Origin of the sequence: Sphingobium chungbukense (assembly GCF_001005725.1) — a bacterium.
GTDB lineage: Bacteria > Pseudomonadota > Alphaproteobacteria > Sphingomonadales > Sphingomonadaceae > Sphingobium > Sphingobium chungbukense.
The window spans coordinates 344139-358627 of the sequence record NZ_LBIC01000004.1 but is presented as its reverse complement, the minus strand read 5'-3'; the positions used below and the strand labels follow the sequence as shown (position 1 = coordinate 358627).

General features: G+C 63.3%; 13 protein-coding genes. 7 read left to right on the top strand and 6 right to left on the bottom strand.

Going from position 1 to position 14489, the window contains the following annotated elements:
- Window positions 1–42 precede the first annotated feature (42 nt).
- The 5 genes from YP76_RS11045 to YP76_RS11025 all read left to right on the top strand — a co-directional run bounded on the left by YP76_RS11045 (window position 43) and on the right by YP76_RS11025 (window position 2755).
- Window positions 43–579 (top strand): DUF3617 domain-containing protein, encoded by a 537-nt coding sequence (locus YP76_RS11045; RefSeq protein WP_046763636.1) that lies wholly within the window; start codon window positions 43–45, stop codon window positions 577–579.
- On the top strand, window positions 576–851 hold the full coding sequence (locus YP76_RS11040; RefSeq protein WP_046763635.1) for an HNH endonuclease: 276 nt from the start codon (window positions 576–578) through the stop codon (window positions 849–851). The genes YP76_RS11045 and YP76_RS11040 overlap by 4 nt, the downstream gene beginning before the upstream one ends.
- A 187-nt stretch (window positions 852–1038) precedes the next feature.
- Window positions 1039–1542, top strand: coding sequence for a DUF3617 domain-containing protein (locus tag YP76_RS11035; protein ID WP_046763634.1), 504 nt, complete (start codon window positions 1039–1041; stop codon window positions 1540–1542).
- Window positions 1543–1638: 96 nt separating this feature from the next.
- A complete protein-coding gene (locus YP76_RS11030; RefSeq protein WP_046763633.1) occupies window positions 1639–2115 on the top strand; it encodes a hypothetical protein in 477 nt (158 codons plus the stop codon).
- A gap of 121 nt (window positions 2116–2236) precedes the next feature.
- The gene (locus tag YP76_RS11025) at window positions 2237–2755 is read left to right on the top strand and encodes a DUF3617 domain-containing protein (protein ID WP_198147465.1); all 519 of its coding nucleotides are present in this window, start codon (window positions 2237–2239) and stop codon (window positions 2753–2755) included.
- 3 nt (window positions 2756–2758) lie between these two features.
- On the opposite strand, the gene YP76_RS11020 is transcribed toward YP76_RS11025, so the two are convergent.
- The 3 genes from YP76_RS11020 to YP76_RS11010 all read right to left on the bottom strand — a co-directional run bounded on the left by YP76_RS11020 (window position 2759) and on the right by YP76_RS11010 (window position 6588).
- On the bottom strand, window positions 2759–3979 hold the full coding sequence (locus YP76_RS11020) for an MBL fold metallo-hydrolase (RefSeq protein ID WP_046763701.1): 1221 nt from the start codon (window positions 3977–3979) through the stop codon (window positions 2759–2761).
- 221 nt (window positions 3980–4200) lie between these two features.
- Window positions 4201–5562 carry a methyl-accepting chemotaxis protein gene (locus YP76_RS11015; RefSeq protein WP_046763631.1) on the bottom strand — a complete coding sequence of 454 codons (1362 nt, stop codon included), beginning with the start codon at window positions 5560–5562 and terminating at the stop codon, window positions 4201–4203.
- Window positions 5563–5670: 108 nt separating this feature from the next.
- Window positions 5671–6588: a DMT family transporter gene (locus YP76_RS11010; protein WP_046763630.1), complete on the bottom strand. Its 918-nt coding sequence runs from the start codon at window positions 6586–6588 to the stop codon at window positions 5671–5673.
- A 384-nt stretch (window positions 6589–6972) separates the two neighbouring features.
- Between YP76_RS11010 and YP76_RS11005 the strand changes: the two genes are divergently transcribed.
- A complete protein-coding gene (locus YP76_RS11005) occupies window positions 6973–9273 on the top strand; it encodes a TonB-dependent receptor (RefSeq protein ID WP_046763700.1) in 2301 nt (766 codons plus the stop codon).
- A gap of 66 nt (window positions 9274–9339) precedes the next feature.
- Here the strand turns inward: YP76_RS11005 and YP76_RS11000 are convergent, their stop codons facing one another.
- The 3 genes from YP76_RS11000 to YP76_RS10990 form a co-directional block, all read right to left on the bottom strand.
- Window positions 9340–9591 (bottom strand): hypothetical protein, encoded by a 252-nt coding sequence (locus YP76_RS11000; protein ID WP_046763629.1) that lies wholly within the window; start codon window positions 9589–9591, stop codon window positions 9340–9342.
- Between the two features lie 109 nt (window positions 9592–9700).
- Window positions 9701–11221: a fumarate hydratase gene (locus YP76_RS10995; RefSeq protein WP_046763628.1), complete on the bottom strand. Its 1521-nt coding sequence runs from the start codon at window positions 11219–11221 to the stop codon at window positions 9701–9703.
- A 98-nt stretch (window positions 11222–11319) separates the two neighbouring features.
- The gene (locus YP76_RS10990; RefSeq protein ID WP_046763627.1) at window positions 11320–11961 is read right to left on the bottom strand and encodes a glutathione S-transferase family protein; all 642 of its coding nucleotides are present in this window, start codon (window positions 11959–11961) and stop codon (window positions 11320–11322) included.
- 504 nt (window positions 11962–12465) lie between these two features.
- Here YP76_RS10990 and YP76_RS10985 point away from each other — a divergent pair.
- Window positions 12466–14430 carry a ribonucleoside-diphosphate reductase subunit alpha gene (locus YP76_RS10985; protein ID WP_046763626.1) on the top strand — a complete coding sequence of 655 codons (1965 nt, stop codon included), beginning with the start codon at window positions 12466–12468 and terminating at the stop codon, window positions 14428–14430.
- The last annotated feature ends 59 nt before the right edge of the window (window positions 14431–14489 follow it).

Below are 14489 nucleotides of genomic sequence, written 5' to 3'. Positions count from 1 at the left end.
TATGGTCCCGGCCCAAGCGGGGTGCAACAGGGAGGATGATCCATGCGCAAAACTGTACTGGGCCTGATGGGGGCGACGGCCCTGCTGGCGGCCTGCGGCGAAAAACCGTCCGGCGAGCCCCAGACCAAGGAAGAGGTGAAACAGGAGGTCCAGAAGGTCCAGCTCAAGCCGGGCCAGTGGGAGGGCACTTATGAGCTGGAAGACATCGACATGCCGAACATGCCCGGCGGCGGCGCCCAGATGAAAGAGCAGATGAAGAAGATGATGAGCCGCACCTCGATCAAATATTGCGTCTCGCCCGAAGAAGCGGCCAACCCCAGCGGCAAGATGTTCTCCGGCCAGGAGAATAAGGATTGTACGTACAAGGGCTTCGACGCCAGCGGCGGCTCCGTGAAGGGCGAGATAAGCTGCAAGTCGCAGGGCGGCACGATGAACGCCGTCATGTCCGGCGATTACGCGCCCGAAAGCTATGCGATGCGCATGGACATGAAGATGACCGGCGCGCCCAACGGCATGAACATGAGCATGAAGGCCAAGACCAGCGGCAAGTGGATCGGCACAACCTGCGCAGCGAAATGAACCAGGCCCCGGCGTGCTGGCTTTGCGGCCGCGCGCTGGGGCATCGCGTCGAATGGCATCATCCGATGCCCAAAAGCAAAGGCGGGCGGGACAGGGTGCCCGTCCACCCGATCTGCCATCGCGCCATCCACGCCCATTTCGGCAATGCGGAACTCGCCCGTGCCTATGGCGATGCCGACGCTTTGCGCGCCCATCCCGGACTCGCCCGCTTTCTCGCCTGGATCGCGACCAAGCCACCCGACTTCCACGCACCCACTTATAAGAAGCGATAGAGCATTTTGCAGTCGGCCAGCATGGCCGACGGCTCGCAAAATGCGGGAAACAGGCTCCAGCAAATTCCTCTTGCGCTTTGCGCGACTTGGCGCGAGCCTCACGCCGTTCCGCCCAAGCATTTTGAAGTCGGCAGGTACGGCCGATGGCTCGCAAAATGCGTGAACCAGCGAGAACAGGGGAGAGGATATGCAGAAAGTTGCACTGGCGGCATGGCCGCTTTTGCTCGCTCTTGGCTTGGCCGGCTGCGGTAGCAAGCCGGAACCCGCACCTGAAACCACCGAAGCACCGGTCCTGATGAAGGCCGGCGAATGGACGCTGACGCGCAAGACCACGGGCTACAATACGCCCACCGTCACCCCGGCCGAATATCAGGCCGCCCTGAAGCAGACGAGCGAGGACAAGGCCTGCATCGCCGTCGATGCCGCTGGCGTGCCCGACGCCAATGCGCTTGCGGGAGCGGAGGGCAAGGCCTGCACCTACAAGGACAAGCTGGTCCGCAAGGGCCGGTTGATCGCGACGCTCGCCTGCACGTCGGGCAAGGGCACGTCGGAAATCGTGCTGGAGGGCAATTTCACCGCCGATACGCTGACCCTGGGCAGCACCATGACCCGGACGGAGGGCGGCAGCCCCGTGCTGCGTACGACCCATGACGTCACCGGCAAGCGCACGGGGGAATGTTCGAAGGCCTAAGCCGCGGATTCGCGACGGAAGATCGAAAATGCGCTGGGCTGCGATTCATGCGATGGTCCCGAACGGCATCCATCTCTTGGGAAGGGGAGTCGTTCCATGCTGTTCCATCTGTCGATCGCAGCCCGCAATCCCCGCCATGTCGCGCAGGTCCTGGCCGAATTCTGGCGGGGGGAGGCCTTTCCCTTTCCGCCGGTCGCACAGGGAAGCTGGATCGCCGTGGCGGGGGACGAGCGCGGCACGGCGATAGAAGTCTATCCACTGGGCACAGTGCTGCGCGAGGCGGAGGGCGACGCCGACAGCTTCGGCGAGGCTACGCAGCAGAACGGCTATACCGCCACCCATGCCGCCCTTGCCACCACGCTCAGCCAGGCGGAGGTGATGGCGATCGCGTCGCGCGAAGGCTGGCCCGCCAAATATCGCAAGCGGGGCGGCACCTTCGGCGTCATCGAACTTTGGATCGAGGGCCGGCAGATGGTCGAACTGCTGACGCAGGAGATGCAGGCCGAATATCTGGCCTCCGCGACGATCGACAATTTCCGCGCCATGATGAGGGGGATGAGCGGCGACGGATAAAGCCCCCAAATCTTTCCCATTGGCGCGCGACGGAAGATTATCATGTCCGAAATGGATGGCTTCCCCTGTTTTAAGGTCTTGGAACGCCTATCTGCCTGAGCCGACGGGGCTGGGGGCATATATGCGATTTGCGATGGCAGGTTCGGCGGCATGGGGCATGCTGATGCTGGTCGGCTGTGCGCCCCGGCAGGATGATCCGTCCAATCCGCCACGGCTGGGCCAATGGCATGACCGTACAATCCTGACCGGCGTGCGTCTCAACGACCGCGCGCTCAAGGATGAGGAAATCCCGTCTGAACTGCGCGGGGTGATCGATGGCTTCAACAAGGAAAAGAGTGTCTGCGGCGAACCGCGCCTGCGGGAGAAGTCGGAGATTCAGGCCATGCTCGATGAAAAATTCGACGACTGCGCCATGGAGACGTTCGATACCGATGGATCCACCCTTTCAGCGCTTGCCAGATGCAGGCCGCACGACACGGGACAGGATATTCAGATGACCGTCCGCGTGGATGGCCGTACTGGTGCGGAACATTTGTTGCTCGATGTGGATGGGATCGCACGCCTAACCGAAAAGACCGGCGGCAATTATGTCGTCGTCGTTTCCGGCCGCCGCGAAATCACGCGCATCGGCGACTGCTGACGCTTATTCCAGCGCCGCGATCGCCCGCCGGTCGCAATGCTTGGTGCCACGCGGGACTGGCGCATAGCCCGGCACCAGGATCGACTGCCCGGCCCTGAGCGGTGCGAAGCGTTTCCGCTCTATCCCTTCGCAGCGCAGGGCAAGCTCCAGCATCCTGGGCGGCGTCCCCCATTTCTCGTAGGACAGGCGGAACGTTCCCCAATGGATGGGGATCGCGGTCGAGGCCCTGAGTTTCTCGAACACCTGCACAGCCTGTTCCGGCCCGATATGCGCGTCCGACTGCATCTGCCCGGGATAGAAGCGGAAGGCGCCGATCGGGATCATCGCCAGCCTGATCGGCCCCAACCGCGCCGCTTCTTCCGGCCAAGCCATGTCGCCAGCCCCGGTATCGCCCGCGAAGAAGATGTTGCCCGCCCGCGTCTCGATGACGAAACTGGACCATAAAGCCCGGCTGCGGTCCGTGTTCCAGCGGCTGCTCCAATGATGGCTGCGCAGCACATGGACGCGATAATCGGGACAATGTTCGTAATTTTCGCACTGGATCACCGTGTCGTCGCCCAGGCCGCGAAGCGCCGCGCCGCTCACCGACTGGCCCCAGTCCAGCGCGGTCGACGGGATGCCGTTGGCCTTCAGGATCGCGTCATTGCCCAGGCTGGTGACGATCTTCGGCCGGTCCCGCTCCCACAGCCTTTTCAGCGTGGGAATGTCCATATGGTCATAATGATTGTGGCTGACGAGGATGAGGTCGATCTTCGGCAGATCGTCAAAGCGCACCCCCGGCTGTGCCACCCGCTTCGGCCCCAGCGGCGGGAAGGGGCCGGCATGGTCCGACCAGATCGGATCGGTCAGGATATTGAGGCCCGCCGCCTGTACCAGCACCGTCGCATGGCCCACCCATGTCGCCACCATGCCCCTGGGCGCGGCGAAGGCGGGCGGGCGCGAGGGCTTGACCGCGACAGCGTCGGGCCATGCGGGTCGGTCGTCCTGCCCCGTCAGCCAGCGCGCGACGAAGCCGCGGGGGTTGCTCCCCGGCGGCACCGGCAATCCGATCTCCCCATCGGGATTGAAGAAACGGGCACCATCATAATGGCGGCTGACCGGCCCCCGATAATAGATCTGGTCGAGAAAGAGCGGAACGATGGTCACCGCCAGACACAGCGCGATGACCGCAAACAGCAGCGTGATGCCCAGACCCTTGGCGATTTGCCCGACGATGCGGCCCATGCCGTCTCCCGCAATGATGACCGGAAGCGACATAGCGCGGATCGGAGCGCGGGCAAGAGCGGACACTTTCATGGCACGTCACCCCGGACTTGACCTGGGGTCCCGCTTTTCTTTTGAGCGCCCACCCTGACAATGCGGGGAGCCTTTGGGTCAAGCCCACCAGGGTAACAAGCGTAACGAGGGTGGCGATGTCGGCAACAGGCCATCCATGGCCACCGGCCTCACCCCTGATCCTGATAGGCCATTTGCAAAATCCCCCAATGCCTGCCCCGCACATGGATGGAGGCGATCACCTGCTTGAGCAGGATGACATTTCCCTCCGCGGTCAGGCGACGATAGGCCTTGAGGTAGAAGGGCTGGGTGATCTTGCTCTGCTCGCGCGTATCGGGAAAATCGAAGATCACGCCTTCGCGCGAATATTCCATGTTCCAATTATCGTCGCCAGGCCGCTGGGGCAACGACCGCTCCGGCATGGCGACCGCGCCGAAACTGTTGCGATCGGTGAAGGTCATGCCGAACAGGCCCCTGAACGCGCGCGCCCTATCCTGCTGCACCCTGGCCGCGGGGATCAGCACCGGCTGGACGGGATGGCTATATTGCGTCGGATGGGTGCCGGGAATGGGCGCATAATATTCGCTGAACAGCACGCTTTCGGTCAGCCGCCCATCGGCGAGCGCCTGCTCCAATTCCCCGCTCACCGCCTTCGCCGCGTTCAGGCAGAAGTCGATATAGGGGGAATCGGGAATCTCGACGCCGCTCTCCGCCACCAATTGCAGCAACTGGTTGGTGTCGTCGCTGGCGATGGTGATCCGCCCGGACAGCCGGTGCAGCCCGCCCGCATTGTCGGTCGAGGTGCTGGCCAGCGCCTCCAGCCCGCTGCGGATTTCGCCCGCCGATCCGACCATGGAGGCGATGCGCTGCGCCACCGCGTCGCTGTTGCTGGACAGATCCTCCATCAGATTGCCCAGCCGTTCGACCAGTTGCTCGATATTCTTGGTGTCGGACAGGGCCGTGCGCGCGGTTTCGGCGCCATGGACGATCCCTTCCAGCATCTTGCCCGCCTCGCCGGTCAACGCGCCGATCGACTGGTCGATGGTCTGGGTTGCCGTCGCTGTTTCCTGCGCCAGCTTCTTGACCTCCGCCGCCACCACGGCAAAGCCGCGTCCGGCATCGCCGGCCCGTGCCGCTTCGATAGTGGCGTTGAGGGCCAGCAAATTGGTCTGGCTGGCAATGCCGCTGATCACGCTGGTCACATGGGCCACGGTCTTGAGCGCATTGCGGAAACCGTCCAGCCGTTCATGCAGGCTGCTCACCCGCTCGATCAGGTCGACGAAATTGGCGTTGGCGTCCGATAGCTGCCGTCCGGAATCATCGATGATGCCCCGCGCCGCGATCGCCTTTTCCCGCGCGTCCTGCCCGGCCAGCGACACGCTTTCCCCGTCGCGCGACAGTTGCGCCGCCGCGCCGCCGATGGTCTCGATGGTGCGGGCCTGATGGGTGACGCGGTCCGCCAGTTCGCTGATGTCCGCCTGCAGGTCGAGCGTGCGGATGCCCAGGTCGCCAGACAGCTTGGCCACCTTCATCACCGCCTGTTCGACGTTCCGGTTTCTTGCCTGATTTTCCACGGTTTCAGGGGCTATCGGACGATGGTAAAATATCCGTTAGCGATGCGGCGGGCCGTTGCTCGCCCGCTATAATGAGCCCATCAGTGCCAGCACCACGCCGCCCGCCACCAATATCAGTCCCACGACCTCGCTGCGCCGCATCCGTTCGCCCAGGTAGAAATGGCCGAAACCCAGGGTGAAGGCGACCTCGATCTGCCCGACGATCCGCACCAGCGCGACCGGCGCCGTGGCAAAGCCAGTGAACCAGCAGGCCGATCCCAGGGAGGAGAGCAGCCCGACCTGCCCCGACACCCGCCAGTTGCGAAACACCCTCCCCATCTGCCCCGGTTCGCGCAGCAGCAGGAAACCGCCCTGCATCGCCGTCTGCATCGCCACCGTCACGGCGAGTACGATCAGCGCGGCGAGGACCGGGTCGTTCCCACCGACCTCCTGCGTCGCACGGCGGATGCCGATCGCGGTCAGAGCGAAGAAAAAGCCCGACGCGATGCCGGTCAGCGCCGCCGGCTGGCCAAGGGCCCTGGCAAAATCCATCGGTCCCATGCGCTTGCCGCCCGTGGACAGCAGCATGACCCCCATGACGCCGCAACCGATGCCTGCCCAGGCGAGCGGATGCAACCGCTCCCCCATCAGCAGGAAGGACAGGATCGCGCCTTGCACCGCCTCGGTCTTGGCATAGGCGGTGCCGACCACGAAATTGCGATAGGCAAAGGCCATGATCAGCAAATTGGTGGCAATGATCTGCGCCAGCCCCCCGCCCAGACAGAAGAGCAGGAACAAAGGATCGGGAGAGGGCAGGGGCGTGGCGAACAGCATCCGGTATCCGCCCAGCAGCAACATGGTGAAGGGCAGGCCGTAAAGATAGCGCACCAGGCCCGCGGCATTGACCGACAGCTCCTTGCTCACCCGTCGCTGGATGGCGGTCCGCCAGGCCTGCAACGCGCCAGCCATCAATGTCGCGGGCAACCAGATCGGAAAGCTCATCATGCGAGCGCGCTAGTGTGGTGGATTTGAAATACGCCTCATCATAGCGGCCAGGTGGGGAGCGTATTTCAAATCCATAAACCACACTAAAAACATATATTTGCTAGTGACCCTGATGAATCTGAAGTTCGTTCAACGCCTGCCCAACAATGTGACGAACTTCAGATTCGGGTCACTAGAGCATTTCGCAGAAAACAAAAGGATGGAATCCCGCCCTCAATGTTGCTGTGCTGCAACAGTCGGACATAATTATACACTCGTCCGGCGAAGGCTGCTCCTCGTCACCAAGCCGCCACAATCCGGCTCTAGCGGCCGATCCGGTTCCGCCAGCAGGCCGATTGCGGCCGTCTCGGTGGAAGACGCACCAGATATTTGGGGGAAGTCATCTTGGCCAAATTCCATTTCGGGCGGTCCGCCCTGCTGCTGTCCACGGCTCTGGGCGCGCTCGCGTCGACCGGCGCAGCCCATGCACAGGATGCCGCCGCCGGCGGCGCGCTGGACGAGATCGTCGTCACCGCGGAACGCCGCTCGGAAAATCTCCAGAATGTCCCGGTATCGGTGGGTGTGGTGCAGGGGGATGCGCTGCGCAACCTGACCTCCGGCGGCGGCGACATTCTCGAACTCGCCGCCCGCGTGCCCGGCCTCTATGCCGAAACCACCACTGGCCGCATCTTCCCGCGCTTCTACATTCGCGGGCTCGGCAATATCGACTTCTATCTCGGCGCCTCGCAGCCGGTGTCGATCATCCAGGACGATGTCGTCCTTGAACATGTCGTGCTGAAGTCGAACCCGGTCTTCGACGTCAACCAGGTGGAGGTGCTGCGCGGCCCGCAGGGTTCGCTGTTCGGCCGCAACACCACGGCCGGCATCATCAAGTTCGACACGATCCGCCCGACGATGGACTGGCAGGGCCGGGCATCGGCCAGCTACGGCAGCTACAACACCGTGACCTTCGACGGCGGCATCGGCGGTCCGATCGTCGCCGACAAGCTCGCCTTCCGCGTCTCGGCACTCTACCAGCATCGCGACGACTGGGTCGACAATGTCTATAGCGGCGCCAGCGCCGACGGCACCGTCTCGCCCAAGAAGGACGCCATGGGCGGCTTCAACGAAAAGGACGTCCGCGTCCAGTTGCTGATGACGCCCAACGACACGCTGTCGATGCTCACCAGCTTCCACTATCGCGACTATGACGGCACCTCGACCATCTTCCATCGCGGTGCGCTGGTGAAGGGGTCGAACAGCGTTTCCGCCGAGCCGCGCACCAGGATCGCCCTCGACGAGGCGCACAACAATCCGCAGGCTTACAAGACCTATGGCGCGTCGGAAAACATCGCGCTGGACTTCGGCCCGGTCACGCTGACCTCGATCACCGCCTATGAGACGACGAAGGGTTACAGCCGGGGCGACACCGATGGCGGCGCGGCGGCCAATTTCCCGGTCGGCGGCGTTCCCAACGGCTTCGGCCAGAGCCAGGGCAATGTCCGCGACCTCGACCAGTTGACGCAGGAGGTCCGCCTGGCCAGCAACGGCAACAGCGCCTTCAAATGGCAGGTCGGCGGCATGGTTTTCGACAGCCGCGACGTGACCGATTTCTACCAGCGCGCCTATTTCCTGACCACCGCTGCGCATAATCCCAACAACTGGGTGCGCCTGCGCAACGTCAACACGAGCTGGGCATTCTTCGGCCAGGCAAGCTATGAGATCGTGCCCGGCCTGACGCTGACGGCGGGCGGACGCTATACGGAAGACAAGAAGTCCACCCGTCTCGTCCGCGCCACCGCCAATGCTGCGGGCCTCTCCACCTATGGGGGCCGCCGCTACGTGAAGCTGAAGGGCGACGAGCCGAGCTGGGACGTCAGCCTGCTCTACGCGCTCAGCCCCGAGGTCAGCCTCTATGCCCGTGTCGCGCGCGGTTTCCGCGGCCCGACCATCCAGGGCCGCTCGGCGGTGTTCAACAGCGACTTCACCACGGCGGATTCGGAAACGATCATGTCCTATGAAGGCGGCATCAAGACCAGCCTGCTGGACAACCGGGTCCGCTTCAACCTGACCGGCTTCGCCTGGAAGGTGAAGGACATCCAGCTCAACGGCAATGACATCAACGGCAACGGCGTCCTGTTCAACGCGAAGGCGGCGAAGGCCTATGGCCTGGAAGCCGATCTGGAAGCGCGTCCGTTCGAGAACCTGACCCTGTCGGCGGGCCTCAGCCTGCTGCACACGGAAATCGACGACGCCAATGCCGAAGCGCAGGTCTGCGCCCTCAACGGCGCGGTGGTCTGCACGGTCGAGAATTCGCTGCGCACCGTGTCGACGGCCTTCGGTCCGGTCTATCTGGCGAAGATCGACGGCAACCCGCTGCCCAACGCACCGAAATACACGGCCAATATCGCGGCCCGCTACGACCTTCCGCTCGGCAATGGCGGCAAGGCCTTCATCGCGACCGACTGGAACATCCAGGGTTACACCAATTTCGTCCTCTACAAGACGAAGGAGTTCTACTCGAAGGGCGATTTCGAAGGCGGGCTGAAGATCGGCTACACCGCGCCGGGCGGCCGATATGAGATAGCGGCCTTCGCCCGCAACATCACGAACGAGAAGAACCTCAAGGGCGTGATCGAAAATTATATGGCGGCGGTCTTCAACGAACCCCGCATCATCGGCGTGTCGCTGAGCGGAAAGCTCTGAAGCGCGCTCCAAAACCAGATCCCGTTCCTTCCCATGGTCCGCATGGGAAGGAACGGGATGCCATGCTCAACTCGGCTTCACCGCCGCCAGCGCCACATCCTGCCATTCCGGCTGCTGGCGCCCATCGCGCCCCATGGTCCAGTTGGCCTGCAACCGCACCAGCGGGTTGGGCGCGCACCAGATTTCCCCCGAATCCGACAGCCCCGTCACCCAGATCAGATTATGCTCCTGACCATAATCGATGACGGCAAAGGCAAATCCCTTGCCCTTGCCCTCGACATGGACGGGCAGGGGCGGTTCGAGCTGGGTGAAGGACATGGCGGCTCCGACAAAGAAGGTGCCGAAAAGAAATGCGGCGCGTGAACGGGAGTTCCCGCTCGCGCGCCGCCTTGACCGGAATTGCCAGGTCAGCCGGCAGAGCCCCGGCTCATGCGCCTTCGAGCAGATGCTCCTTCCTGATCTTCTCCTGCCACACCAGCGGGGCGAGGCGGTGGACATTCTGGCCTTCGCTGTCGACCGCGACGGTCACGGGCATGTCCTGCACCGTGAATTCGTAGATCGCTTCCATGCCCAGATCCTCGAAGCCCACGACCTTGGCTTCCTTGATCGCGCGCGCCACCAGATAGGCCGCGCCGCCGACTGCCATAAGGTAAGCGCTCTTGTGCCTGGCGATCGAATCCGTCGCCGCCGGACCGCGCTCGGCCTTGCCGACGCAGGCGGCCAGGCCCTGTTCCAGCATCATGTCCATGAACTTGTCCATGCGGGTCGCGGTCGTCGGACCGGCCGGGCCGACCACCTCGTCGCGCACCGGATCGACCGGGCCGACATAATAGATGACGCGGCCCTTGAAATCGACCGGCAGCTCCTCGCCCTTGGCCAGCATGTCCTGGATGCGCTTGTGCGCCGCGTCGCGGCCGGTCAGCATCTTGCCATTGAGCAGCAGGCGGTCGCCATGCTTCCAGCTCTGCACGACTTCGGGCGTCAGCGTGTCGAGATCGACGCGGATAGCTTCCTTGCTCGGCTTCCAGTCGACCTGCGGCCATTCGGAAATCTTCGGCGCCTCCAGATAGGCCGGGCCCGATCCGTCCAGCGTGAAATGCGCATGGCGGGTGGCCGCGCAGTTCGGAATCATCGCCACCGGCTTGCCCGCCGCATGGCAGGGATAGTCGTAGATCTTGACGTCGAGGATGGTCGAAAGCCCGCCCAGACCCTGCGCGCCGATGCCGAGCGCATTGACCTTGTCGAAAATCTCGATCCGCAGGCGTTCAATATCGTTCTGCGGTCCGCGCGCCTTCAGCTCGCCCATGTCGATGGGCTCCATCAGCGATTCCTTGGCCAGCGCCACGGCCTTTTCCGCCGTGCCGCCAATGCCGATGCCCAGCATGCCGGGCGGGCACCAGCCCGCGCCCATTTGCGGGATCATCTCCAGCACCCAGTCGACGATGGAGTCGCTCGGATTCATCATCTTGAACTTGGTCTTGTTCTCCGACCCGCCACCCTTGGCCGCGACGTCCACGATCACCTTGTCGCCCGGCACCAGCTCGACATTCAGCACGCAGGGCGTGTTGTCCTTCGTATTGACGCGGCTGAACGCCGGGTCCTTCAGGATCGACGCGCGCAGGCGGTTTTCCGGGTTCAGATAGGCCTTGCGCACGCCCTCGTCGACGACCTCCTGCATGGAGCGGCTGTTGTCGTCCAGCCGGCAATCCATGCCCCATTTGATGAAGACGTTGACGATGCCGGTGTCCTGGCAGATCGGGCGATGCCCTTCGGCGCACATGCGGCTGTTGGTCAGGATCTGGGCGATGGCGTCCTTGGCCGCCGGATTGGCTTCGGCGTCATAGGCTTTGCCCAGCGCGCGGATATAATCCATCGGATGATAGTAACTGATGAACTGGAGCGCGTCGGCGACGCTCTCGATCAGATCGGCGGTCTTGATGACGGTCATCTACCCTGGTCCCTAGTCTAGTCTAAGGCCCGCCCTGCACGGCGGGTCCATGCAGGCGCGGCTATAGGCCTTTGGCCGCCTGAGTCCAGATGGTCGGCTCAACCATGGGCGTAGGGGAAGAGATGCCACCACGGCTCCTTCTCCTTGAGCACCCGCGCAAAGCTCTCCCGCGCCTCCAGCCGGTCGAGATAGGCGCCCAGCCCCGGAAAATCCTCGCGCAGCGGCACGATCCGGTCCGCGTAGAAGAGCGCAGGCGCCGCCGAACAGTCCGCCAGCGTGAAGTCGTCCCCCGCCGCCCAGCGTCGCCCGGCCATCCGCGCCTCCAGCAGCGCATAGGCCCTGCCCAGCAGCAACTTCGCCTGTTCGACCGCGTGGGGATCGCCCGCCACGCCTTCGGGCCGGATGCGGTCCCCGACGCAGGTCTGCACCGGCGTCATCACATAATTGTCGAACAGCCGGTCCATAAGCCGCACCTCCAGCGCGACATCGGCATCCGCCGGGATCGCGCGGAATGGCCCCGGACAATGCTGGCCCAGATATTCGACGATCACGCTGGTTTCCGCCACCACCCTGTCGCCATCGCGCAGCACCGGGAATTTGCCCAGCGGCCAGAGCGCCAGCCATTCCTCCGCGACCTCGGGCGCCTCCAGCATCTTCGGCACGAAGGCGGTGCCGTTTTCATACAGGGCGATCAGCACCTTCCAGCAATAGGATGAAAGCGGATGATAATAGAGAATCATATCGTCGGTCCTTTGGGTGGCGTTTCGGCACCCGCTCTTGTTCCACCACCCACATGGCGTCATTGTCCGGTCACATCCGGCCTGGGATGAATCGGTTGTTCCCCATAAATAGGTGGCAAGCCAAATTTATTTTCTGATCCAAATTGTTCCCCTTGCCTTTTCCGCACCTCAGGAAAGTCCGTGCGTCGCTGCGATGCGACGTGCCGAGCTGTCGATGAAATGAGTCGCAGCGTCGACGAACCGAGTCCCGGAACTGTCATTTACCCCCTTGCAAGCAAATGAAGCTGTGGCACTATCCCTTGTATCAGGTTAACGGGGGTTACCCTACAGATTGTGATCGCGCCGACCGGGCTGATTCCCGGGAGGGGGGTGTTTTTGCCCTTGTGATCCCGTCTGCCAGCCCCATCTCCGTGCCTGACCGGGACGAAAATGCGAGTTTCTTTCGGCCCGGCCGGCAGCGGCTTGACCGAATCGAACGGAACGAGAACATTCGGGGAGCTGGTCATGGATTTTCGAGACAGCGAACAGGTGAGTGCAAGCGACGTGGCAACCGTGATTGACGAAGTGGTCGAAACCGTGGCGGAAAAGAAGAAGGCCCCGACCCAGGTCGAGAAGGCACCCCAGGCGGATGCCGTGTCCGGTGTTGCGCCGATTTCCTCGTCCAGCGTGCTGGACCGCCGCTTCCATGTCACGACCGATGCCAGCCGCGACGCGCTGCTGACCGATTTCGGCAAGGACACGCTCCAGGACCGCTATCTGCTGCCCGGCGAAAGCTATCAGGACCTGTTCGCCCGCGTCGCCGCCGCCTATGCCGACGATGCCGATCATGCCCAGCGCGTCTATGACTATATTTCGCGCCTCTGGTTCATGCCCGCCACGCCGGTCCTGTCGAACGGTGGCACCGGTCGGGGCCTTCCCATCAGTTGCTATCTCAACAGCGTCGACGACAGCCTGGAAGGCATCGTCAATACCTGGAACGAGAATGTCTGGCTCGCCTCGCGCGGCGGCGGCATCGGCACCTATTGGGGCAATGTGCGCGGCATTGGCGAGCCGGTCGGTTTGAACGGCAAGACCAGCGGCATCATCCCCTTCGTCCGCGTGATGGACTCGCTCACCCTCGCGATCAGCCAGGGCAGCCTGCGCCGCGGCTCGGCCGCCTGCTATCTCGACATCTCCCACCCGGAGATCGAGGAGTTCCTGGAAATCCGCAAGACGTCGGGCGACTTCAACCGCAAGGCGCTGAACCTGCACCATGGCGTCCTCCTCACCGACGAGTTCATGGAGGCGATGCGCGACGGCAAGGAATTTGCCCTGCGCAGCCCCAAGGACGGCTCGGTACGCGGCAGCGTCAACGCCCGCGCCCTGTTCCAGAAGCTGGTGGAAGTCCGCCTCGCCACCGGCGAGCCTTACATCGTCTTCAACGACACCGTGAACCGCACGATGCCCAAGCATCACCGCGATCTCGGGCTCAAGGTGTCGACCTCCAACCTCTGTTCCGAAATCACTTTGCCGACGGGTCGCGACCATCTCGGCAATGACCGCACGGCCGTCTGCTGTCTCTCGTCGCTCAATCTCGAAACATGGGATGAGTGGAAGGACGACAAGCAGTTTGTCGAGGATGTCATGCGTTTCCTCGACAATGTGCTGCAGGACTATATCGACCGCGCGCCGCCGGAAATGGCGCGGGCGAAATATAGTGCGAGCCGTGAACGGTCGGTGGGCCTGGGGGTCATGGGGTTCCACTCCTTCCTCCAGGCCCGCGGACTCCCCTTCGAAGGCGCGATGGCCAAGTCATGGAACCTGCGCATCTTCAAGCATATCCGCGCCAAGGTGGACGAGGCCTCGATGCTGCTCGCCAATGAACGCGGTGCCTGCCCCGATGCCGAGGATATGGGCGTGATGGAGCGCTTCTCCTGCAAGATGGCGATCGCGCCCACCGCGTCGATCAGCATCATCTGCGGCGGCGCCTCGGCGTGCATCGAACCGATCCCGGCGAACATCTACACCCACAAGACGCTGTCCGGCAGCTTCGCGGTCAAGAACCCCTATCTGGAAAAACTGCTGGTCGAGAAAGCCAAGGACAGCACCGCCGTCTGGAACTCGATCCTCGAAAAGGGCGGCTCGGTCCAGCATCTCGACTTCCTCAGCCAGGAAGAAAAGGACACGTTCAAGACCAGCTTCGAGATCGACCAGCGCTGGCTGCTCGAACTGGCCGCCGACCGCACGCCCTATATCGACCAGGCCCAGTCGCTGAACCTGTTCATCCCGGCCGACGTGGAAAAATGGGATCTGCTCATGCTCCACTATCGGGCGTGGGAACTGGGCATCAAGTCGCTCTATTATCTCCGCTCGAAATCGGTCCAGCGCGCTGGCTTCGCAGGCGGCGTGGAGGCCGACAACACGATCGACGCCCCGAAATTCGAAATCGGCGAGACCACCGACTATGACGAGTGCCTCGCCTGCCAGTGATCCGATAATCTCCTCTCCCCTTGTGGGAGAGGAAGGGGCCCGCGCGGCAAAGCCGCGTG